Genomic DNA, 22,265 nt, shown 5'->3' with positions numbered 1-22,265 from the left:
CCTTGATCACACATGAGGTGGGTAGGGTTTTTCTGCCTTGATGCCAAAACGGCGCAAGGCGTCGGCCACCTTGCTGCGGCCCAACAGGCCTTTGTCCGCCAGGGAATTCAATGCAGCCACCGTGATGAAGTAACGATCCACTTCAAAGAAATGACGCAGCTGTTCACGGGAATCACTGCGCCCGAAGCCATCCGTACCCAATGCAGTGTAATGATTGCGCACAAAGGGACGAATCTGATCCGCGTGAGTTTTGATGTAATCAGAAGCGGCCACCACCGGCGCCTTACGAGCCCGCAGTGCCTTGGTGACATAGGGCACCCTCGGCTCTTCTTCCGGATGCAACATGTTCCAGCGCTGCTTCTGCAACCCTTCATTACGCAACTCGGTGAAGCTGGTAACACTCCAGATATCGGAAGTCACCCCATAAACGTCCTGCAACAACTCAGCAGCTGCTTCCACCTCACGCAGAATAGAACCGCTACCCAGCAATTGAACGCGTAACTTGTTGTTGCCATCGCCCTCTTTCAGCAAATACATGCCTTTGAGAATGCCCGCTTCCGCCCCTTTCGGCATGGCAGGATGCTCATAGTTTTCGTTCTCAACGGTTATGTAATAGAAGACGTTTTCCTGCTCTTGATACATACGCCGCAAACCATCGTGTAGAACCACCGCCAGCTCATAGGCGTAAGCCACATCATAGGCCACGCAATTGGGGATGGTGGACGCCAGCACATGACTGTGACCATCCTGATGCTGCAGGCCTTCCCCGTTCAAAGTGGTGCGGCCGGCCGTGGCACCAATCAAGAAACCACGCGCCTGAGAATCACCGGCAGCCCAAGCCAGATCACCAATGCGCTGGAATCCAAACATGGAGTAGAAAATGTAGAACGGAATCATCGGGTGATTGTTCACAGAGTAGGACGTAGCCGCCGCAATCCAGGCAGACATCGCCCCCGCTTCGTTAATACCCTCTTCCAGAATGCGGCCCTTGATATCCTCGCGGTAATACATCACCTGCTCGCTATCGGCAGGCTTGTACAGCTGACCCACCGCAGAATATATTCCCAATTGCCGGAACATGCCTTCCATACCAAAGGTACGAGCCTCATCCGGAACAATAGGCACAACACGCTCACCGATGGATTTCTGCTTGATAAGAGAATTCATCATCCGCACCAGCGCCATGGTGGTGGACATCTCACGGCCACCGGAGCCTTCCAGTAAAGGTCCAAACACACCCAATTCTGGAATTTCCAGCTTTTCACTTTCTGTACGGCGGGAAGGCAAATACCCACCCAGCGAATTGCGACGCTCATGCAGATAACGCATTTCGTTACTGTCGTCTGCCGGGCGATAGAAAGGAATCTTTTTCAGTTCTTCATCGTTAAAGGGCATGTCGAAACGGTTGCGGAATGCCTTTAAGCTTTCCATATCCAGGGTTTTCATCTGATGGCTTTTATTGGCAGCCTCACCAGACCCCATGCCATAACCCTTCACTGTTTTGGCCAGGATCACAGTGGGTTGCCCTTTGTGATTCATGGCAGCGTGGTAAGCGGCAAATACTTTAAAGGGATCGTGTCCACCACGATTGAGCTGATAAATTTCTTCATCACTCATATGCTCAACCATCGCACCCAGTTCCGGATACTTGTTGAAGAAATGCTCTCGGGTAAACGCACCGCCATGGTTTTTGAAGCTCTGGTATTCGCCATCGACGCACTCTTCCATGCGTTTGCGTAACACCCCTTCACCGTCACGAGCCAGCAACGGATCCCAGCGTCGGCCCCAAACCACTTTTATAACATTCCAGCCGGCACCACGAAAAACGCCTTCCAACTCTTGAATGATTTTGCCGTTACCACGTACCGGACCATCCAGACGCTGCAAATTACAGTTCACCACAAACACAAGGTTATCGAGTTTTTCCCTGCCTGCCAGGGATATACAGCCCAGGGATTCCGGTTCATCGGTTTCGCCATCACCCAAAAACGCCCACACCTTGCGATCATCTTTCTTGATCAACTCGCGATTTTGCAGGTACTTCATAAAGTGGGCTTGATAAATCGCCTGGATCGGACCTAACCCCATAGACACAGTAGGGAACTGCCAGAAATTAGGCATCAACCACGGGTGCGGATAAGAGGACAACCCCTCCTGACTCACTTCGCGACGGAAGTTCTCGATCTGCTTCTCGCTGATACGGCCTTCTAAAAAAGCGCGCGCATAAATACCCGGTGCTGAGTGACCCTGATAGAAAATCAGATCGCCACCGAAGGTTTCACTGGCTGCCCGAAAAAAATGGTTAAAGCCCACATCGTAGAGCGTTGCCGAAGACGCAAAACTGGAAATATGACCGCCCAACTCATCATCAGTGAGGTTGGCGCGCTGCACCATGGCCAATGCATTCCAGCGAATCAAAGAGCGAATACGGCGCTCCATAAAATGGTCGCCCGGCATCTGTGCCTGGTATTCGGGGGCAATGGTATTGACGTACGGCGTGGTGAGGTCATTGACCTGTAAACCGGCCTGGCGCGCTTTCTCCCCCATTCTATCGAGGAGGTATTTAGCCCGCTCCGGCCCCTCGCTTTCGAGCACCGAGGCCAGCGCATCCAGCCACTCCTGGGTTTCGACAGGATCACTGTCACCATAAAAACGTTCACGAGCCATATAGACAAAACTCCTGGTCACGAGGGCTTGTGGCCCTGCATTAAATTAAGTCACTCTCAACAGTATAGGATTGGGATGACATTTGTGGGCACCCGAGAGGCAGAGGATGTTCTGTCTCAGGCGATAATGGTTAGAACCGCAAGTACGACTAACCAAAAAACGAACACGTTACTGCGCAAATCTTGAGCAGCATGGATGCGGCGAGCGCCTTCTGAGGCCATTTCTTCGTCATCCAGGGGCAGATCCTGAAAATCCAACCCCATCTTTACCGCTAACTTAAGCACCACTTCCGCTTCCCGATCGGTCGCACGGAAACGACGCATGGCAACGGCGACCACTTTGCCGTTAAAACACAATGCTGCGATGGTGAGCGCAATGGCCCGAGCGGGCACACCATCCAGCGCGTATAAAAATTCGATGCCGATTTTTTTCCAACCCGGACAGTCCTCATCAGTTTCACGCTCCAGCAGGGATGTCAGCGCATACAACACCAACCCAGCCAGACCAAAAATGGCAAACCAAAACAAAGGCGCAAACAGGGTCTGATTTACTCGCACCCAATACTGGGTAATGGTCTGGCTCAGCAACTCGCCCGGGCTGACCATGCGACCATAGTCAAAACTCTGAGAGCCATGTTCGTAGGCTGACTGCCACTCACGGTTACGCCAACGCTTCAGAAACGGGATCAGCCCTGCTTCAACCTTACGGTAATCCAGACACGCCACAAACACGATCACCGCTGCCACCGCCTCCAGAAAGGAGAAAAACCAGCGCTCGTGCATTTCGGCGAAATACCAGGCAAGCAATACAGGGGGAAGAATATAAAAGCCGTAACCCAGGGCGGGATGAGCGTTATTAAGAAAAGACAGCTGCTGAGCCCGTTTCATATAGAACTGGCCCCACTGGCATTCGGCAAAATAGTTGGGCACGTAGGATTCCTTTACGCCCCATAACGCAACCAACAATGCCAGCAATGTCATTTAGCACTCCTTAATACTGTTATTTAATAGCCTAACAGATTATTGCTATCTTTCCCGAAAAAACTGTTTACAAATCATGACAGTCCAAGGGCTTTGCGCAACACCTGCCAGTCAAAATAGGGGCCGGGGTCAGATTTGCGGCCAGGGGCAATATCGCTGTGGGCCACAATCGCCTGCGGCAGGATTGCCGGGTACGCCGCCAACAACAATTCAATCACTCGTTTTAATTGATCGTACTGAACCGGCTCATAAGGGCCGTCGTCGGTGCCTTCCAGTTCGATTCCGATGGAAAAGTCGTTGCAGTTTTCACGCCCGTCATAACAGGATTTGCCTGCATGCCAGGCGCGTTTATCAAATGGAACAAACTGCACTACCTCGCCATCTCGCCGAATCAACAGATGGGATGACACCTGCAGACCGTTAATTTCCTGGAAGTACGGGTGCTCCTCAGTACACAGGCAATTCTGGAAAAACTGCTCAACCTGGGGGCCGCCAAAGCAGCCTGGAGGAAGACTGATACAGTGAATAACGATCAGATCCGGCTCCATACCAACAGGGCGCAAGTTGTAATTGGGAGAAGGCACCTGCCTGGCACCTACCAGCAAATGTTGCTCAATTTTCACGTGAAGCCCTCATGACACAAGAGCCACTAAATTACAGGCAAAAAAAAGCTGCCACAAGGGCAGCCAGGAAGGGTGTAAATCGGTTTACAGGTTGGCCTCTTTCACTTTACGCAAATTGCCAATCACATTTTGCAAAGCTCTATCAAATAATTGCGAGTCTTCCAGCACCAGCACTTCACCGCTTTTCAGGGCATGAGCCAGGCCCAGTGTGGACTTCTCATCAATTTTGACACCGGTTCGGTTCACAAAAATCATCTTGTCGGCTGATTTGATATGGGCAGCCAACTTGCAGCGGGTTTTGGCTCCGTTGTCACCGCGAAACTCCAGCCACGCCCCCACGTTCAAGCCTTTCGCCTGTTGCAGATAAGGGTCGTTTTCTGCCAGGGCTTCGAGCTCAATCACTTGCTCGGCCCGCACGTTACGAGCGGTTTGCTGAGCCGCGCCCTTAGTGGCAACCGGAATAACCGGTGAGGCGCCCATGCGCTCCATATCTTCCGTTACGGCGGCTACCAGATCTTTCGCGGGATCTTTACGGTCTCCGTCCAGCTGCCCTGGCGCTTCACCACGCAGCACTTGCATCTGGAGCTGCTCCAGCTCAGTCAGCATCTCCCCCATTTCAAAGGGATTAAAAGACACGCTGTTCAAGCCCTGGCGCAAATTCTTCAACAGAATAGGCACAATATTAAACAGTCTTTTCCGCGCCGCCGCATCCGCCGTTGGGGTAACGCTCAATAGCAGGTGATCAATGGTTTTTACCGCGCCCAGCCAATTGTTACTTTCAGGCCCGTACTTCAAAAACACCAGTTTGAGCACACTCATCCAACCGTCGGTAAGCAAACGCACAACCACCTCGGGCGCTGTCTTCCCATCCAGACGGTGGCGCACTGTCTCAAGCGCCGTTTTTTCTGCCAACTGCGCTTTGGCTTTGCCTTCTTCTGCGGCTTTGGTGCGCTGCTCGATCATCTGCGAGCGACGCACTTCGGTCTGCATAAACTGACCAAAATCGTGCAGCAACTCCTCAAACAGCGAGGAATCCTTCTGATATTCTGACAAAATACGCTGTGCGGTAGACTGTATTTTTTTGAACACCATGTCGCGTTGCAGGTGATCTGGATCTTCATTCAGGCCAATACCGGCCCTGGCCAGTTCGTTCAACAGCTTTCGGGCTGGATGCCCACTGCGACTGAAAAAGCCGTAGTCCTGAATCGCAAGCTTCAGATAAGGAATCTGCAAACGCCCCAGCAGCGCTTTAACCGGCACCGGCAGGTTATCGTCATCCAAAATGAAATCAAACAACATGGACACCAGGTTGATTACGTCACTGTCGGTTTGACCCACTCGTTCAGGGCCCTGCTGACTTTCACGCTGACGCAGCATGTTGGAAACAACACCACGCACATTCACCTTGGGCAGGCTGATCTTACCATTGATAACGTCTTCGCCTTGAGGCTGGACCTGTTGCAAGCGAGACAATATCTCAAACAATTCCGCGTTGGTCATTTCGCGGGCATCGACAGCGCTGGAGCCAATTGGACCAGTCACCATATCGGTAACGGTTGGAACACCCCGCACCGAAGCCAGCAGCATCTGCAGCTGACCAAAAAATTCATTGGCGGCCTGTTTGGCGACACTTTCCTGGCCATCTGCCTTGGATTGCTCAGGCTTGGTTTCTGCTGATTTACGGCGCAAAGACGCCAGCTTGGGTGTGCCCTTCAAATCCGGCAAAACACCGGCATCGGCCAGCACCGCATTGGCCGTATCCAACACTACATCGAAATCAGAAATAACAAACTTGTCGAACAACTTGTACAATACCAACCGATTCTTAATATCACACTGCACCACCTGTGAGGCTCCGTTAAATGCCTCACACACATGCTGCGGATGGAATGGGTTGTTCTTGTCGCTAACCTTAATGTGCCCATGCACCAAGACCGCTTCCATGCGCGTATTCAGCTGATAGATCTTATCGGCAAATTTACCTTTCGCCTTGGCGGCCATGCTGTCCAGAGCAACGTTCATTTCCAAATCATCATTGCCCAACAACGAAAGCGATTCCAGAGATGAAACCGCCTCTAATTCCACACCGTCTCTGGCCTCACCAGAATGGGGCAACTTCTTGAATAAGATATTCAGATGCTGATAGAAATTGCGCTCAATCTCTTTGCGATTAAGGCGCAACTGTCGCATAGTTTCGATATAGACATCTTTATCTTTGTCATTGCCTGCTTTTTCGGCGTATTCGAAGAAAGTATCATCAGCCTTATCAAAAACATCACCCAGCAACTGGTGCAACTCTTCCAAAGCAGCGCGACGGGCCTTCATCAACACTGATGGCAACCCGTTGTTAGATTGCGGCTTGTCATTCTGCATTGTAGTTGAGCCACTCGCGGCAGCGGGCACATTGCTGCCACTGACACATCGGAGTTCTGGCTTCTGATTCATGGCTTATAGCCTCATCTATGCGCATACATCGTTACACAAAGTTCACTCAACATCCGTTTACTGCGAGCGTCATCCTTTCCTTCCTCGGCACCTGACAAACTTTGTCATGTTCTTAAAGAACGCAGCACCTTTGATAGCAGTATAGGTACAATTAGTGATCTCACCTGTCGGTTAAGAGCCATTTGGGACATGGATCACAAAGATTTTTGTCTATTTTTTATTCATTTCGAGACGTTTTTTTGACAGCCAAATTGACCGACCGGTAACCCTTTGATATTCGTAAATTTTGCCACTTTGCCGTAAAATCCCGAACTATCCGGGTGCGCTAACAAGCCTTCAACTAATCCAATTCAGGAACACGGGATGCAAACACTTACCGAACAGCTCTCATGGCTCAGTGGCAATATTCTCTGGGGCGCCCCCATGCTGATTGCCCTGTCGCTGACCGGGATCATTCTGACCTTGGGGCTCAGGCTGGTCACATTGCGCAAAATTCCTTATGCGTTTCGGCTTCTGGTTAAAGGAAGGCACTCCAAAGAATCCGGGGACATCCCGCCATTCAACGCACTTATGACCGCCATGTCTGCCACCGTGGGCACCGGCAACATTGCTGGGGTGGCCACCGCCATTGCACTAGGGGGGCCAGGTGCGCTGTTCTGGATGTGGTGTATTGCTCTGCTGGGAATGGCCACCAAGTACAGCGAGGCGGTACTGGCAGTGCGCTTTCGGGAGAAAGATGACAAAGGGCTCTACGTCGGCGGCCCCATGTATTACATCAAAAACGGCATGGGCCAGAACTGGGCTTGGCTCGGCACCTTGTTTGCCCTGTTTGGACTGCTGGCAGGCTTTGGCATCGGCAACACCGTACAATCCAACTCCGTTGCCGAGGCTCTACTAAGCACCTATAAAATAGACAAAGTGATCACCGGCTGCATTCTGGCTGTGATCGCCGCTCTGGTATTACTGGGAGGCATCAAACGGATTGGCCAGGTGGCGGCAAAGCTGGTGCCGACCATGGCACTGCTATATGTGGGAACCGGGCTCACATTCATACTGCTGAACATCCAGGAAGTGCCCGATGCCATCATCCTGATTATTGACAGCGCCCTGAACGGCCATGCCGCAGTAGGCGGATTTGCCGGTGCCACCATTATGGCAGCCATACGATTTGGCGTGGCGCGAGGGGTGTTCTCTAACGAAGCAGGCCTGGGCAGCGCCCCCATCGCCCATGCTGCCGCCCAAACCAACAACCCGGTGCAGCAAGGGCTGATCGCCATGCTGGGCACCTTCATCGACACCATCATCATCTGCTCCATTACCGGCTTGGTTATCGTTATCAGCGGTGCCTGGACACAAGGCTCAAGTGGTGCCGAACTCACTAAAATGGCCTTCGACATCCTTAGCAATGAGGGCTACGGTGCCCATGTTGTGGCCATCGGGCTTGCACTGTTTGCCTTTACCACCATCTTAGGCTGGAGCTACTACAGCGAACGCTGCGCGGAATACCTGTTCGGCACAACCGCCATCATGCCGTTTCGAATTGTCTGGATTATCGCCATCCCGCTGGGCACAATAATGACCCTGGATTTTGTCTGGCTGCTGGCGGATGTGCTCAATGCCATGATGGCCATACCCAACCTGATCGCCCTGCTGGCCCTGAGCCCGCTGGTATTCAAACTCACCAAAGATTATTTCAACAAGTAGCCTGAAGATGACCCCCGATTACCGACAAGAAGACCTGACGCGCACCGTAGCGTTCGCCATTGAAGAAGATGTTCGTGACGGCGACATCACCGCCGACCTGATCCCTCCGGGGAATACGGCCAAAGCTCGCGTGATCACCCGCGAACACGCAACCCTGTGCGGCGTGGAATGGGTCAATGAAGTCTTCCGTCAGATCGACCCGAGTGTTGCTATCACCTGGCATGCCCAAGACGGAGACAGGGTAAAACCCGATCAAGTTTTGTTCGAGTTGGAAGGCAAAGCCCGCAGCCTACTCACTGGGGAACGCTGCGCACTGAACTTTCTGCAAACCCTGTCCGGCACCGCCACTGTCTGCCGCAAGTACGCCGACATGGTAGAAGGCACCGGGGTTAAACTGCTGGATACCCGTAAAACCCTGCCGGGGTTGCGCACCGCCCAGAAATACGCAGTAACCTGTGGCGGTTGTTTTAACCATAGAGTCGGTTTGTATGATGCGTTTTTAATCAAAGAGAACCATATCGCCGCTTGCGGTGGCATTGCCGAAGCGGTTCAGACCGCACGCCAAAACGCCCCCGGAAAGCCGGTGGAAGTTGAAGTGGAGGATTTTGTCGAACTGCAACAGGCCCTGGCGGCGGGTGCAGATATTATCATGCTGGATGATTTCAGTGTGGCGGATATGCGCAAAGCGGTGGAACTGACAGCAGGCCGCGCGAAGCTGGAAGCATCTGGCGGGGTTACCGATGAGACCCTAAGGCAGATTGCTGAAACCGGCGTGGATTATATTTCTATTGGTGGGTTGACCAAGCATTGTCGGGCGGTGGATTTGTCGATGCGCTTATCCTAGCCACACAATGCTCTACAATGATTATTGGCAATTAGCTGGTCGTGCATTCGTTGGCGCGTCTGTGCTACAGGTCCAAGTGCCATCTAATGAGCGTGTCCAGGTTAGTACTGAAGCCCCGGAGGACAAGGCCGGACTGGCGTTATTACCGAAGGTAGAAACTATAGTAATTACTCCCGCCAAGGGGTCTGTGATTTGGGGAACCCCTGTACCCACTGGTAAGGTTGCACCCACTTGAGACGCGCCTGACACCAAATTAGATCCACTAGCACCAGGGTCACATTGGTTTACACCGGTGCCCAGCGCAAGCTTGCCTTCCGCCAAACAATGTTCCAATGCAGACTTCAATGCACCACTCTCACTCATTACGCGGCTCACTTGTGAGCGCAGTACATAATTCTGATATTGAGGGATCGCTACCGCAGCCAAAATACCAATAATGGCCACAACTATCATCAGCTCTATCAGAGTAAATCCTTTCGATACTTCCTGATACATAGCTCCTCTCCCAACAAAGTGCATTCCTAGTTCCTTAAATTCGGCGCTTCATAATTCGCCACAAAAAAAGGGGGCCAAAAGCCCCCTCCTAACTTGCTTAAACTATCAGCTTATGGAGCAGGACAGCCTGTAGGCAACAGATTGGCAGGAGCTGTGGATGAACAGGTCCAGCTACCGTCGACTGCACGAGTCCATGTAACATTGGCTGCAGGAGTCTGCAAAACAGCAGCAGCATTGTTACCAAAAGTCGCAACAATAGTAGTTGTCGTAGTAAGCGGAGCTGTAACTTGAGGCACACCAGTCCCAGCTGGCAAAGTCGCACCTACTTGAGTGGCTCCAGTCACCAAGTTAGAGCCCGTAGCACCTGGGTCACATTGACCAGCACCAGTACCTACAACCAGACGACCATCGTTAATACACGCCTCAACCGCCGTCTTGATTGCACCGGCTTCCTGCATTACACGAGTAACCTGTGAACGGGCGATATAGTTCTGATACTGAGGAATCGCCACAGCAGCCAGAATACCGATAATCGCAACCACGATCATTAATTCAATAAGAGTAAAACCCTGTTGCATTTGCTTCTTCATACGTGTTTCTCCAAGCGTTCTAGTGTACAACCAATGATGTAATTGGCATCGGCACTGTGCCAACCAACTAATCTAAGAAAAGCACAGCTCGTGCCAGAATCAAGAAATTTATCAGGCCCTGATATTTCAGCAGCTTAGCTGTCCATTATTTGATCAGGAGCCATTCGGCCTCAAACGCACAGACGCTACCGGGCACATGGTGACAAAAATTGTCACCCAAAGCTCAGTGGTGCCATCGATTTATTTCTTGGTTTGCTGTTCGATCTGAGTGTTTGATCTACTATTAAAAAAGAATCAATATATACAATTGATTAACGCTCATACTTCACCTGGTTCTGCAATCAATCCGGTATTTGACTCTTTAATTATGAATTTAAGTGGCCTGGCAAAAAAACTGTTAAATGAAGGGGTAATTGCCGAAGACGCTATACGCAGCGCCTCCGAAACAGCCCATAAGCAGAAAATCCCTCTGGTAACCTATCTGGTACAAAACAACTTGGTACCAGCCAGAACCATTGCTCTGGCGGCTTCCGACGAATTTGGAACGCCCCTGATCGAACTGGACTCCATGTCGCAGGATGCCTACCCCAAAGAGCTGGTTAACGAAAAGCTGGTGCGCAAACACCGGGCCCTGCCTCTGTTCAAACGCGGCACCCGGCTCTATGTGGCGGTGTCCGACCCCACCAATCTGCAGGCTCTGGACGAAATCAAATTCAATACCGGCCTGAGCACAGAGGCCGTGGTGGTGGATGAAGACAAGCTCGATGGTGCCATCGACCGCTACCTGGAAGGCACCGATACTGGCTTCAGCGACCTGGGTGACACCGATCTGGATGACCTGGACATTGAGGCCGGCACAGATGACGATAAGGGTCCAGATGTTACTGCAGAAGCAGCGGATGATGCCCCTATTGTTCGCTTTGTTAACAAAATTTTGTTGGACGCCATCAAAATGGGGGCGTCAGACATCCACTTTGAGCCCTATGAGAAGGCCTATCGTATTCGTCTGCGGGCCGACGGCATCCTCCGTGAAGTGGCTCGCCCCCCCGTTAACCTGGCACCCAAGTTGGCGGCCCGCCTGAAAGTCATGTCACAACTGGACATATCCGAACGCCGACTGCCTCAGGATGGCAGGATCAAGCTGAAACTGTCCAAAACCCGTGCTATCGACTTCCGGGTGAACAGCCTGCCCACCCTGTTTGGCGAAAAGATCGTACTGCGAATCCTCGATCCGGACAGCGCGAAACTGGGCATCGACATGCTCGGCTACGAAGAGGACCAAAAAGACCTGTTCATGAAGGCGCTGGAACAACCTCAGGGTATGATTCTGGTGACCGGGCCGACAGGATCAGGTAAAACCGTATCCCTTTATACCGGCCTGAATATCCTAAATACGCCAGAGCGCAACATCTCAACCGCGGAAGATCCGGCAGAAATCAACCTGGAAGGCATCAATCAGGTAAACGTAAACACTAAAGTAGGCCTGGATTTCGGTGCCGCACTAAGAGCATTCCTGCGGCAAGATCCAGACATTGTTATGGTGGGCGAGATCCGCGATCTTGAAACCGCAGAAATTGCCATCAAAGCAGCCCAGACTGGTCACTTGGTTTTATCAACGCTCCATACCAATAGCGCACCGGAAACCTTGACGCGTTTGCGTAACATGGGCGTGCCAGCATTCAACATCGCCACCTCGGTATCGCTGATCATCGCCCAACGACTGGCAAGGCGTTTGTGCAAAAGCTGCAAGAAGCCCATTGATGTGCCGAAAGAAACTCTTATAGCTGAAGGTTTTAAAGAGGGCGAAATAGGCTCATTTACCATATATGGGCCCCATGGTTGTGACAAATGTGTGAACGGGTACAAAGGTCGAGTGGGTATATATGAAGTAGTTAAAGTCACTGATGGCATTTCACGCATTATAATGGAAGAAGGCAACGCGATTCAGATCGCCGATGCGGCAAGAGCAGAAGGGTTTAACGACCTTAGAGCCAGCGGACTCAAAAAAGTAAAAGATGGATTAACCAGTCTGGCAGAAGTTAACCGTGTAACAACCGGGCATTAAAACAGGGCATTAATAATGGCTACGGCAACTCAAGCTCAACCAAAAGCAGCCAAAAAGGCGGCAGCTCCCAAGGTACAGACATTTTCCTGGGAGGGCCTGGATAAGAAAGGCAATAAAGTAAAGGGTGAGATCCCCGGGCAAAACGTTACCTTGGTAAAAGCCGAGCTGCGCAAACAGGGCATCGTGGCCAACAAGGTCAAAAAGAAAGCAACCTCAATGCTTGGGCCCCGCAAAAAGAAAATCACCGCCATGGACATCGCCGTATTCACCCGGCAACTGGCAACCATGATGAAAGCCGGGGTTCCGTTGGTGCAGTCATTCGAAATCGTTGCCGATGGGCACGATAATGCATCCATGCGAGAGCTTTTGATGAAAATCAAAAGTGATATTGAAGGCGGTAACAACCTGGCCACCGCACTGGAATCCCATCCCGCCTACTTCGATGATTTGTTTATCAGTTTGGTTAGCTCCGGTGAGCAGTCCGGTGCCCTTGAAACCATGCTGGACCGCATAGCCATATATAAAGAAAAAACCGAAGCCCTGAAAGCCAAAATCAAAAAAGCAATCAAATACCCAGTCGCTGTACTGATCGTGGCAGCCATTGTTACCGCCATCCTGCTGATTAAGGTGGTTCCCACCTTTCAGGATCTGTTTGGTAGCTTTGGAGCAGAGCTGCCCGCCTTTACGCAGATGGTTATCAATATGTCTGATTGGCTTCAAACCTGGTGGTGGGCTGTATTGTTGATATTGGCCGCCACGGGCATTGCCTTCACCGAAGCAAAAAAGCGCTCTCAGGCATTCTGTGATTCATTGGATCGCCTCGCACTCAAGTTGCCTGTGGCCGGTGACATCATCTTTAAAGCCACTATCGCTCGCTACGCCAGAACCCTGGCCACCACTTTTGCGGCCGGTGTTCCCCTGGTGGAGGCACTCGACTCCGTTGCAGGTGCCACCGGTAATGTTGTTTACCGCAACGCGGTTAACAAGATACGCGACGACGTCTCAAGCGGTACGCAACTGAACTTCTCCATGAAGGCCTCTGGTGTATTCCCTGCCATGGCCGTACAGATGACTTCCATCGGTGAAGAATCCGGTGCGTTAGATACCATGCTGGAAAAAGTCGCCACTTACTACGAGGATGAGGTGGACAACGCCGTAGATGGCCTCACCAGCCTCTTGGAGCCACTGATCATGGCCGTGCTCGGCGTACTTGTTGGCGGCCTGATCATCGCTATGTATCTCCCCATCTTCCAGTTGGGCTCGGTGGTATAAGGCGGCTTAACCTGATATGTCCAACCAAGTAATCCAATACCTCGCCAATAACCCCGAGTACTTCACCGGGGTTATTTTTTTATTCGGCCTGATGTTCGGCAGTTTTTTTAACGTTGTGATCTACCGTGTACCGGTGATGATGCAACTGGAATGGCTGGAGAACTGCCGCGACTTCATCAAAGAAATGTTTGGCAAGCTGCCCAAAGAACTGGAGGCACACCCGGAGTCACTGCCCAAACCACCCTTCAATATCGCAAAACCGGACTCCACCTGCCCCCACTGCGGCCACAAGATACGCTGGTATGAGAACGTCCCTCTGGCAAGCTATGTGGCCCTGAAAGGCAAATGCAGCAGCTGCAAAAACACCATTTCATTGCGCTACCCTATCATCGAGCTGGTTACCGCGCTGCTTTCCGGGTTTGCCGCCTGGAACTTTGGCTTCGGCTGGGAAACCGCCGCCGCCCTGGCGTTCACCTGGGCGCTAATCTGTCTCACCATGATCGACTTCGATCACAAACTACTGCCCGATCAAATCACCCTGCCGCTGATGTGGCTGGGCCTGCTGCTGAATATGCAGGGCATGTTCGCCTCCCTTGAAGACGCTGTGATCGGCGCTGTTGCGGGCTACATGTGTCTATGGAGCCTCTATTGGGCGTTTAAACTGCTCACTGGCAAGGAGGGCATGGGGTATGGTGACTTCAAGCTACTGGCGGCCCTGGGTGCCTGGATGGGCTGGCAATACCTGTTACTGATTCTGGTATTATCGTCCATGGTAGGCGCGGTGGTTGGCATCAGCCTGATTGTGATAAAAGGCCGCGACAAAAATATTCCCATCCCTTTCGGCCCCTATCTCGCTGCCGCAGGCTGGATCGCTTTCTTCTGGGGTGAAGCCATCCTGCGCCAGTACCAACGCTTCCTGTTCTGATACGGCAGAATCCATCTGCCACCTTTACATCCTCCCCATCAATCGCAACAATAGGCCACTTCAAATCTGAGGTGGTCTATGTTGGTAATCGGAGTAACAGGCGGAATCGGCAGCGGCAAAACCGCAGCAACCGACCGATTTCAGGAATTGGGTATCACCGTTGTGGATGCTGACTTGGCATCACGCGTTGTAGTGGAGCCAGGCAAACCCGCCTTGCAAGCCATTGCTGAGCACTTTGGCGAACACCTCATCACCGCAGGTGGCGAGCTAGACCGCCGCGCCCTCAGGGAGATCGTGTTTGCCGATCCATCCCAGCGTAAATGGCTGGAGAGCCTCACTCACCCGCTGATTGCGCAGGAAATCCTAACGCAGATCCAGGCCAGCCAATCACCCTATACCATTCTGGCCTCCCCTCTTTTACTGGAAAGCAGTCAGCACAAAATGGCAAAGCGGATACTGGTGATCGACGTACCGGTAGAGCTGCAAATTGCTCGCACAGTAACCCGCGACCACACGACAGAAGAGGGTGTGAAAGCGATCATTGCCGCGCAAATGTCACGAGATGAACGCCTGGCCAAAGCCGACGACGTGATCTGCAACGATCAGGATCTGCCACACCTACGCGCAAAAGTAGATCAACTGCATAAAACCTATTTGGAAATGGCGAAACAAACATGAAGGTAAAATGCCCTACCTGCGAAAAAGAAATCGAATACTCAACAGACAACCCGTTCCGCCCCTTCTGTAGCGAACGCTGCAAGTTGATTGATCTGGGGGAGTGGGCCAGCGGCGAGCGCTTTATACCCGGTGAACCGGACTGGAGCCTTGACGACGAAGAGCCGCAAGACAAACCTTTGCACTAACCCGCCACTGAACGCTTGTATGCGCAAAGCAAAAAGGAGCCCACAACGGGCTCCGATTGAACAGCCTGCTAACTTAAATCTTTCAAAACTGCACTGACGCCGTTCGCTTTCACCGATTCGATGCCTTTGTCACGCATCTGAGCAGAAGAATACAGCTCGCTGGTGCCGATCACCTCATGATTCTGAGCCACAATATTAAAATACGCTTGACCATTTGAGGCGTCCAAACGCTTAAAGCTGTCGTCCGATCCACAGTTTTTTCGCACCGACTCTATTCCCTTTATCGCTGATGCCTTCTGGGTGTAAAGCTCACTTACCAGAATCACCTCAGCGTTCGCGGCTTTCAAAACGAATTTGTATTGATTGTCACTGCTGCGTTCAAGTTCATACCAGCCTTTCATTTATGATCTCCGTATCGTTAGGTTATGACGCTATGTTTCTTCGCACCCTCCAGGCCAGAACGCTCGAATTCCGGCCACACCTTGAGCACCAAGAGAAGCGGTCAATTTTATATCCTGAGCGCCTACTCCGCCCAGTGCATATACAGGCATTTTTGCGCCAAAAGCCCATTCTGCAAAACGTGTCTCACCAATGGGTTCGGCATTGGGATGGCTGGCGGTGTGCCTGAAAGGAGACAGCGTGACGAAATCCACGTTACATTGCTCGGCCAATCTCAATTCCTCAAGAGAATGGCAGGAAGCGGCAACCCAATCATGGCCAGCGGGTCGCTCGACAAGCTGGTACAGTGCAGCCGACGTTAAATGCACCCCATCAAAGGCATGCTGCACCTCATTCGGCATATCGCTGTTAACCAATACAGAGGCATTGAAACCCGCCTTTAATTCCACCAGCCGCCCCACCAGCTCGGATAATGGTGCCGCATCCAGCTGCTTCAAACGCAGCTGAAACAAACGCTGCCCAGACACCATCATCGCCTTCATCTTCTGCACAAAGGCATCCAGATCAGCCGGGCTTTTTATTTGGCAGTCAGGAGTTATTACGTAACGCTGTGGCAACCTTGCTGCCGCCACAATAGGGACATTGGCTGCCGGAAACTCAAACCCAGCCAACGAGTCTTGAGTCACCCAGCGCACTTCCTGCCCTTCCATACCTTTGGCGTCGCCGGTAAAGTCCGTCACCTTCCACACATCCAGCAGCACATGCTTATCAGGGTATTCATGATCTATCGTGATCAGAGGCTCCGAAGCTCCCACAATGATTCCCAGCTCTTCATTTAGCTCACGTGCCAAGGCTTCACTGACCGGCTCACCCGGCTCCACCTTGCCACCGGGAAACTCCCACTTTCCCCCCTGATGCAGGTGATCCGGGCGGCGTGCGATCAGTATTTCGTCGCCGTTGGTAATCACTGCCGCAACCACATGCACTCGCTTCATAATTCAGGAACGATAGTCAGCATTGATCTTAACGTAATCGTAGGAGAAATCTGTGGTCCAAATGGTGGCAGACGCATCTCCGCGCCCCAGTTTTACCTGAATGGTGATTTCCTCTTTCTGCATTTCAGCCGCACCAGCGGCTTCGGTATAACTCGACGCCACCGCGCCCTGCTCCGCAATCATCACACCATTAAGTGCAACCGAAACCCCAGTCACATCCAGGTTATCGATGGGCGCCCTGCCCACAGCAGCCAAAATTCGCCCCCAGTTGGGGTCGCTGGCAAACAGCGCCGTTTTTACCAACGGAGAATGGGCGATGGTGTAAGCCACTTCTCTGGCCTCGTCGACAGAAAGCGCGCCGCCTACCTCTACCGCCACAAACTTGGTAGCACCCTCGCCATCCCTGACGATGGCATGAGCCAGCTGAAGGAATACATCCATCAAGGCCGCCTTAAATTGGGCAAACACATCCGCATTCTGCTCGGTTATTTCTGCTCCCGACTGACCGGTAGCAACCAGCATGCAGCTGTCATTGGTGGATGTGTCGCTGTCAACGGTGATCGAATTGAATGATGCCTGAGTGGCCTCCGAAGCCAGACGCTGCAGCAACTCCGGCGCCACTTTAGCATCAGTCGCCACATAACCCAGCATGGTCGCCATGTTGGGTTTGATCATGCCAGCACCTTTGGATATTCCAGAGATCGTAACGGTTGAACCTGCCAGCTCCAATTGCACTGACACGCCTTTTGGCCGGGTATCCGTAGTCATAATGCCATGGGCAGCATCATCCCAACCTTGCTCGCTCAACGATGCAATGCAATCAGGCAACCCTTTCACAATACGTTCCACCGGCAAGGGCTCACCAATCACGCCAGTGGAAAAAGGAAACACATTGGATTGCACCGATCCGGTTTGCTCTGCCAACGCACTGCACACCGCCTTTGCATTAGTCAGACCTTTTTCACCTGTACCGGCATTGGCGTAACCGGTATTCGTAATCAGCAGGATCGGGTTCTCGGAATAACCAGACAGCGCCTGCAAGTTACCCTTACACAGGGTGACCGGTGCTGCACAAAATGCATTCTTGGTGAAAGTACCCGCGATAGAACTGCCGCCTGCGGCCTCCATTAGTACCAAGTCACGGCGATTGGGCTTTTTCACATGCGCCTGAGCCGTGCCCAGACGAAACCCCTTAACTGGATGCATTACACCAAAGGTTTCTTTTCCTACCGCCATAGTTGTGCCCTCACTCAAATGTACTTTCGTCAATGATGTACTCACCAATACTCACCAATGCCAACATTGGCGTTTTAAAATTCCATGAAAAAAGGGGCTCAAAGCCCCTCTTGCCGATCCTGGTAATGTTACTCCACCTGCCCGTGACAGTGTTTGTACTTTTTACCTGATCCGCAGGGGCAGGGCTCATTACGCCCCACCTTACGTTCCTGCCGCTGGAACGGTGCATTCCCAGCACTTTCTGCTTGCTCGTTGTCGGCAGTTGCCGACGCCGCGTCCGCATGCTGCAACGTAAGCTCACGCTCGGCAGCAGCACGACGCTGGCGCTCTAGTTCTTCCACTTCTTCCTGTCGACGCAACTCAACAGTCGACAGCACACGCACCACTTCCAACTTCACATTTTCCAGGAAGGTCTGGAACAGCTCAAATGCTTCGCGTTTGTATTCCTGCTTCGGATTTTTCTGGGCATAGCCGCGCAGATGAATACCCTGACGCAGATGATCCATGTTAGCCAGATGCTCTTTCCACAAACGATCCAGGGTCGCCAGCATCACGTGCTTCTCAAGCTGACGCATAACATGGGTTTCATCGCCCAAATTCGCTTCTTTGGTGGCATAGGCTTCTTCAAGAAGGCCAATGATCTTTTCACGTAACGTTTCTTCATGCAGCGATTTGTCTTCATCCAACCACTGCTGCACCGGCATACGAATTCTGAAATCCGTTTCCATCGCACGCTCAAGCCCTTCAACGTCCCACTGCTCTACCATGCTCTGAGGAGGAATGTAACCACTGATGAATTCATTCACCACATCAACACGAATGGCCTTGATGTTCTCAGACAAATCCTCAGCGTGGAGAATGTCATTACGCTGCTCGTACACAACACGACGCTGATCATTCGCAACATCATCATATTCCAGCAGAGACTTACGAATATCAAAGTTGCGACCCTCGACCTTTTTCTGCGCATTCTCGATAGACTTGGTAACCCAACGATGCTCGATAGCCTCGCCCCGCTCCATACCCAGGGTTTGCATCAACCCTTTAACCCGATCCGACGCAAAAATTCGCATCAGACCATCTTCCAACGACAGGAAGAAACGGGTGGAACCAGGATCGCCCTGTCGCCCCGAACGGCCACGGAGCTGGTTATCAATACGACGGGACTCATGACGCTCTGTACCGATGATATGCAAGCCACCGGACTCCTTCACGGCCTGGCTACGCGCCTCCCAGTCGGACTTGATTTTGGCAATCTGTTCTTCAGTGGGGTTATCTAACGCATCCACCTCGGCTTGCCAATTACCGCCTAAAACAATATCAGTTCCCCGGCCCGCCATATTGGTGGCGATGGTTAGTGCACCCGGACGACCCGCCTGAGCGATAATATCCGCTTCCTGAGCGTGGAACTTGGCATTCAATACCTTGTGATCAATTTTCTGCTTCTTCAAAAACGCCGACAAATACTCCGACGTCTCAATCGAGGCCGTACCCACCAACACAGGGCGCTTCGCTTCAATGGCCTCTCTAATATCTTCTACGATTGCCTCAAATTTCTCCTCGGTCGACATAAAAATAAGATCATTCAGATCCTGTCGTACCATCGGCCTGTTGGTGGGAATCACCACAACATCCAGGCCATAAATCTGGCGGAATTCAAAGGCTTCAGTATCCGCTGTACCGGTCATGCCCGACAGCTTGTTGTATATACGGAAATAGTTCTGGAATGTGGTGGAAGCCAAAGTCTGATTCTCGTTTTGAATCTTGACCCCTTCCTTTGCTTCGATGGCCTGATGAATACCATCCGACCAGCGACGCCCCGCCATGGTACGACCGGTATGCTCGTCGACAATCACTATCTGGTTGTTCTGTACGATGTAATCCACATCACGCTGAAACAGGCAATGTGCTTTTAAGGCAGCGTGTACATGATGCAGCAAGTTAAGATTATTCGCCGCATAAAGGCTGTCACCCTCTGCCAACAGCTTGTACTCGGTGAGCAAGTCTTCTACAAACTGATGGCCTTCTTCTGTCAGTTCTACTTGACGATTTTTTTCATCAATGGAGTAATGATAAACTTCTTGCTCGGCATCCAGCTCGCCCTCATCAGAGCCACGCTTGAGCTTGGGGATCAGCACATTGATTTTTTTATACATCTCCGAGCTGTCTTCACTGGGGCCGGAGATGATCAAAGGGGTACGGGCTTCATCAATGAGGATCGAATCCACCTCATCCACTACAGCAAAATTAAGAGGCCCCTGCACGCGATCTTCCAGGGTAAAAGCCATGTTATCGCGCAGATAATCAAAACCAAATTCGTTGTTGGTGCCATAGGTGATGTCACTGGCATATGCGGCTCGCTTGGTGGCCGCATCCTGTTGCGACAAAATCACACCCACACTCATGCCCAAAAACTCATACAAGGGGCGCATCCAGTCCGCGTCCCGCTGAGCCAGGTAATCGTTCACCGTAACCACATGTACGCCACGGCCAGACAAGGCATTAAGATACACCGCCAGAGTAGCAGTAAGGGTCTTACCCTCACCGGTGCGCATCTCTGCAATACGACCTTCATGCAGAGTAATACCACCTATCATCTGGCTATCGAAGTGACGCATCCCCATGACACGTTTGCTAGCTTCGCGACCCACTGCAAAAGCCTCAGGTAACAGATTATCGAGGCTCTCACCCTGCTCCAGCCGTGAACGAAACTCGGGGGTCTTAGCCTTTAGCTGTTCATCGGTCAGCGCCTGGATCTCTTCCTCCAACGCATTAATCTGAACAACCAGCTTGCCCATTCGTTTAAGTTCGCGATCGTTTTTGCTACCTAAAATCTTGCGAAACAGTGGTCCTAACATAGATTTTCACTTCTATTACTGAGGCCGTTCCCGAGCCTGCTTGGCTCTGGACCTTTAAGTCACCTATCAATATTTAATCAAAAGAGGGCCTAAAAGCCGAATATCCCAAGCGCAGACGGGAATAAATTTAAAGGGACAATTCTAACGTTATTTTCCTAGAAGGATAAAGCATTTACGTGAGGGAATCATGAAAGGCGCACCCGAATGATGCGCCAACTTGACGATATTTTGCCCCAATCAGGGGATTAATCAGAGGATCAGCTGCGCTTCCGATAAACGTATCGGGCAGGATCAACTGCCTTGCCATCTTTGCGCACCTCAAAGTGCACGTGGGGTCCGGTTGAACGCCCGGTACTGCCCATTTTCGCCAGAGACTCGCCCTGCTTGACGATATCCCCCACGCTCACCAGAATCTCTTTGGCGTGGGCATAGCGGGTGGTGATACCACCACCGTGATTTACTTCCACCATCAAGCCATAGCCATAACGCTCACCCGCCCAGGTCACGACACCTGAGCCAACCGAAACGATATCTGATCCTTCCTTACCTGCAAAATCGATCCCCGCATGCCAAGCCGGACGCCCAGTGAAAGGATCGGTGCGACGACCAAATCGGGATGACAGCCAACCCCAATTCACCGGTCGGCCCGCAATGGACACCTCTTTCTGTAACTTACGATTGGCCAACAGACTTTCAAGTACCTGCAACTGCTCTTCGCGAGCTTCAATATCGGCCGCCAAACGATCCAGATCCGAGAGAAAACTGGGCCGCTCCAATTCGAGCTGAAGCTCGCCTTCCTCCGGGCCACCCAACGCAGGCGCCTGCGAAAACTCAAACTCTCCACCCTTCAATTTAGCCACTTCAACCAAGCGCTCCCCCAGGGCATCCAGGCGCATAAGACGAGCCTGAAGTTCTGCCATTCTGACGGTCATGGCGATCAGCTGATCCTCAGCCTGCTTGCGGGCTTCGATTACTTTTTCAGCATTATTGGCAATATCTTTCTTGAGGAATGCGGCGATTTCACCGGGTTCAGCGCCCTTACTTCCAGAAAACCAATACCCTGCACCCATTCCTGCTGCAGCCGTTACCGTCAACACAACCGCCGCCACCAGCGCCAACAAAGGGGCACGCAACCGCAAAGTGCGTGATTGGCCTGTCTTGGGATCAAATAAAATAATGTTCATTACATACTACTCTAGAGCTAGCCGGCTTTTTGCTTCAGAATCCTGAGAGGGCTAAGCCCTAATCCCATCATCCATCCAATGCAAACTGAATAGTTTTTAACAATGGCGCAGGACACTAAC

Annotated in this window: 18 protein-coding genes; 7 read left to right on the top strand and 11 right to left on the bottom strand. The window is 51.9% G+C overall.

Annotated features, from left to right (window positions below; genetic code table 11):
* Positions 1-6: 6 nt before the first annotated feature.
* The 4 genes from aceE to Kalk_RS17555 all read right to left on the bottom strand — a co-directional run bounded on the left by aceE (position 7) and on the right by Kalk_RS17555 (position 6,715).
* On the bottom strand, positions 7-2,667 hold the full coding sequence (gene aceE / locus Kalk_RS17570; protein WP_101895491.1) for a pyruvate dehydrogenase (acetyl-transferring), homodimeric type: 2,661 nt from the start codon (positions 2,665-2,667) through the stop codon (positions 7-9).
* Positions 2,668-2,783: 116 nt separating this feature from the next.
* On the bottom strand, positions 2,784-3,647 hold the full coding sequence (locus Kalk_RS17565; protein ID WP_101895490.1) for a hypothetical protein: 864 nt from the start codon (positions 3,645-3,647) through the stop codon (positions 2,784-2,786).
* A gap of 74 nt (positions 3,648-3,721) precedes the next feature.
* The gene (gene ampD / locus Kalk_RS17560; RefSeq protein ID WP_101895489.1) at positions 3,722-4,270 is read right to left on the bottom strand and encodes a 1,6-anhydro-N-acetylmuramyl-L-alanine amidase AmpD; all 549 of its coding nucleotides are present in this window, start codon (positions 4,268-4,270) and stop codon (positions 3,722-3,724) included.
* A gap of 84 nt (positions 4,271-4,354) precedes the next feature.
* Positions 4,355-6,715 (bottom strand): DUF1631 domain-containing protein, encoded by a 2,361-nt coding sequence (locus tag Kalk_RS17555; RefSeq protein ID WP_101895488.1) that lies wholly within the window; start codon positions 6,713-6,715, stop codon positions 4,355-4,357.
* A 363-nt stretch (positions 6,716-7,078) separates the two neighbouring features.
* Here Kalk_RS17555 and Kalk_RS17550 point away from each other — a divergent pair, with 363 nt between their 5' ends.
* A complete protein-coding gene (locus Kalk_RS17550; protein ID WP_101895487.1) occupies positions 7,079-8,419 on the top strand; it encodes an alanine/glycine:cation symporter family protein in 1,341 nt (446 codons plus the stop codon).
* Between the two features lie 7 nt (positions 8,420-8,426).
* Complete coding sequence (nadC, locus tag Kalk_RS17545) at positions 8,427-9,263, top strand: carboxylating nicotinate-nucleotide diphosphorylase (protein WP_101895486.1); 837 nt, start codon at positions 8,427-8,429, stop codon at positions 9,261-9,263.
* Positions 9,264-9,284: 21 nt separating this feature from the next.
* On the opposite strand, the gene Kalk_RS17540 is transcribed toward nadC, so the two are convergent.
* Complete coding sequence (locus tag Kalk_RS17540; RefSeq protein ID WP_101896382.1) at positions 9,285-9,758, bottom strand: pilin; 474 nt, start codon at positions 9,756-9,758, stop codon at positions 9,285-9,287.
* Between the two features lie 110 nt (positions 9,759-9,868).
* Positions 9,869-10,348 (bottom strand): pilin, encoded by a 480-nt coding sequence (locus Kalk_RS17535; RefSeq protein ID WP_101895485.1) that lies wholly within the window; start codon positions 10,346-10,348, stop codon positions 9,869-9,871.
* 367 nt (positions 10,349-10,715) lie between these two features.
* Here Kalk_RS17535 and pilB point away from each other — a divergent pair, with 367 nt between their 5' ends.
* The 5 genes from pilB (at position 10,716) to yacG (ending at position 15,473) form a co-directional block, all read left to right on the top strand.
* A complete protein-coding gene (pilB, locus tag Kalk_RS17530; protein WP_101895484.1) occupies positions 10,716-12,413 on the top strand; it encodes a type IV-A pilus assembly ATPase PilB in 1,698 nt (565 codons plus the stop codon).
* A 15-nt stretch (positions 12,414-12,428) separates the two neighbouring features.
* On the top strand, positions 12,429-13,685 hold the full coding sequence (locus Kalk_RS17525) for a type II secretion system F family protein (RefSeq protein WP_101895483.1): 1,257 nt from the start codon (positions 12,429-12,431) through the stop codon (positions 13,683-13,685).
* A gap of 16 nt (positions 13,686-13,701) precedes the next feature.
* Positions 13,702-14,610: a prepilin peptidase gene (locus Kalk_RS17520; RefSeq protein WP_101895482.1), complete on the top strand. Its 909-nt coding sequence runs from the start codon at positions 13,702-13,704 to the stop codon at positions 14,608-14,610.
* Positions 14,611-14,688: 78 nt separating this feature from the next.
* Positions 14,689-15,288, top strand: a complete 600-nt coding sequence (coaE, locus tag Kalk_RS17515) for a dephospho-CoA kinase (protein WP_101895481.1) — start codon at positions 14,689-14,691, stop codon at positions 15,286-15,288.
* A complete protein-coding gene (gene yacG, locus Kalk_RS17510) occupies positions 15,285-15,473 on the top strand; it encodes a DNA gyrase inhibitor YacG (RefSeq protein ID WP_101895480.1) in 189 nt (62 codons plus the stop codon). The genes coaE and yacG overlap by 4 nt, the downstream gene beginning before the upstream one ends.
* A 68-nt stretch (positions 15,474-15,541) precedes the next feature.
* On the opposite strand, the gene Kalk_RS17505 is transcribed toward yacG, so the two are convergent.
* The 5 genes from Kalk_RS17505 to Kalk_RS17485 form a co-directional block, all read right to left on the bottom strand.
* On the bottom strand, positions 15,542-15,874 hold the full coding sequence (locus tag Kalk_RS17505) for a YegP family protein (RefSeq protein ID WP_101895479.1): 333 nt from the start codon (positions 15,872-15,874) through the stop codon (positions 15,542-15,544).
* A 30-nt stretch (positions 15,875-15,904) separates the two neighbouring features.
* Entirely contained in the window at positions 15,905-16,867 is a 963-nt protein-coding gene (locus Kalk_RS17500) for a Nudix family hydrolase (RefSeq protein WP_101895478.1), read from the bottom strand.
* A 3-nt stretch (positions 16,868-16,870) separates the two neighbouring features.
* A complete protein-coding gene (argJ, locus tag Kalk_RS17495; RefSeq protein ID WP_101895477.1) occupies positions 16,871-18,103 on the bottom strand; it encodes a bifunctional glutamate N-acetyltransferase/amino-acid acetyltransferase ArgJ in 1,233 nt (410 codons plus the stop codon).
* A gap of 128 nt (positions 18,104-18,231) precedes the next feature.
* Positions 18,232-20,961 carry a preprotein translocase subunit SecA gene (secA, locus tag Kalk_RS17490; protein ID WP_101895476.1) on the bottom strand — a complete coding sequence of 910 codons (2,730 nt, stop codon included), beginning with the start codon at positions 20,959-20,961 and terminating at the stop codon, positions 18,232-18,234.
* Positions 20,962-21,218: 257 nt separating this feature from the next.
* Positions 21,219-22,145 (bottom strand): M23 family metallopeptidase, encoded by a 927-nt coding sequence (locus Kalk_RS17485; RefSeq protein WP_101895475.1) that lies wholly within the window; start codon positions 22,143-22,145, stop codon positions 21,219-21,221.
* Positions 22,146-22,265: the final 120 nt, after the last annotated feature.

This window comes from Ketobacter alkanivorans (assembly GCF_002863865.1).
GTDB classification, from domain to species: domain Bacteria; phylum Pseudomonadota; class Gammaproteobacteria; order Pseudomonadales; family Ketobacteraceae; genus Ketobacter; species Ketobacter alkanivorans.
The sequence above is the reverse complement of the archived record's forward strand: the minus strand, read 5'-3'. Positions and strand labels throughout refer to the sequence as shown.

Coding starts and splice junctions, on each gene's coding strand:
- Kalk_RS17565 (WP_101895490.1), bottom strand. CDS start 3,647: ATGACATTGCTGGCATTGTTGGTTGCGTTATGGGGCGTAAAGGAATCC.
- nadC (WP_101895486.1), top strand. CDS start 8,427: ATGACCCCCGATTACCGACAAGAAGACCTGACGCGCACCGTAGCGTTC.
- Kalk_RS17540 (WP_101896382.1), bottom strand. CDS start 9,758: ATGTATCAGGAAGTATCGAAAGGATTTACTCTGATAGAGCTGATGATA.
- secA (WP_101895476.1), bottom strand. CDS start 20,961: ATGTTAGGACCACTGTTTCGCAAGATTTTAGGTAGCAAAAACGATCGC.
- yacG (WP_101895480.1), top strand. CDS start 15,285: ATGAAGGTAAAATGCCCTACCTGCGAAAAAGAAATCGAATACTCAACA.
- Kalk_RS17525 (WP_101895483.1), top strand. CDS start 12,429: ATGGCTACGGCAACTCAAGCTCAACCAAAAGCAGCCAAAAAGGCGGCA.
- Kalk_RS17500 (WP_101895478.1), bottom strand. CDS start 16,867: ATGAAGCGAGTGCATGTGGTTGCGGCAGTGATTACCAACGGCGACGAA.
- Kalk_RS17550 (WP_101895487.1), top strand. CDS start 7,079: ATGCAAACACTTACCGAACAGCTCTCATGGCTCAGTGGCAATATTCTC.
- Kalk_RS17485 (WP_101895475.1), bottom strand. CDS start 22,145: ATGAACATTATTTTATTTGATCCCAAGACAGGCCAATCACGCACTTTG.
- Kalk_RS17535 (WP_101895485.1), bottom strand. CDS start 10,348: ATGAAGAAGCAAATGCAACAGGGTTTTACTCTTATTGAATTAATGATC.
- Kalk_RS17555 (WP_101895488.1), bottom strand. CDS start 6,715: ATGAATCAGAAGCCAGAACTCCGATGTGTCAGTGGCAGCAATGTGCCC.
- argJ (WP_101895477.1), bottom strand. CDS start 18,103: ATGGCGGTAGGAAAAGAAACCTTTGGTGTAATGCATCCAGTTAAGGGG.
- Kalk_RS17505 (WP_101895479.1), bottom strand. CDS start 15,874: ATGAAAGGCTGGTATGAACTTGAACGCAGCAGTGACAATCAATACAAA.
- coaE (WP_101895481.1), top strand. CDS start 14,689: ATGTTGGTAATCGGAGTAACAGGCGGAATCGGCAGCGGCAAAACCGCA.
- aceE (WP_101895491.1), bottom strand. CDS start 2,667: ATGGCTCGTGAACGTTTTTATGGTGACAGTGATCCTGTCGAAACCCAG.
- pilB (WP_101895484.1), top strand. CDS start 10,716: ATGAATTTAAGTGGCCTGGCAAAAAAACTGTTAAATGAAGGGGTAATT.
- Kalk_RS17520 (WP_101895482.1), top strand. CDS start 13,702: ATGTCCAACCAAGTAATCCAATACCTCGCCAATAACCCCGAGTACTTC.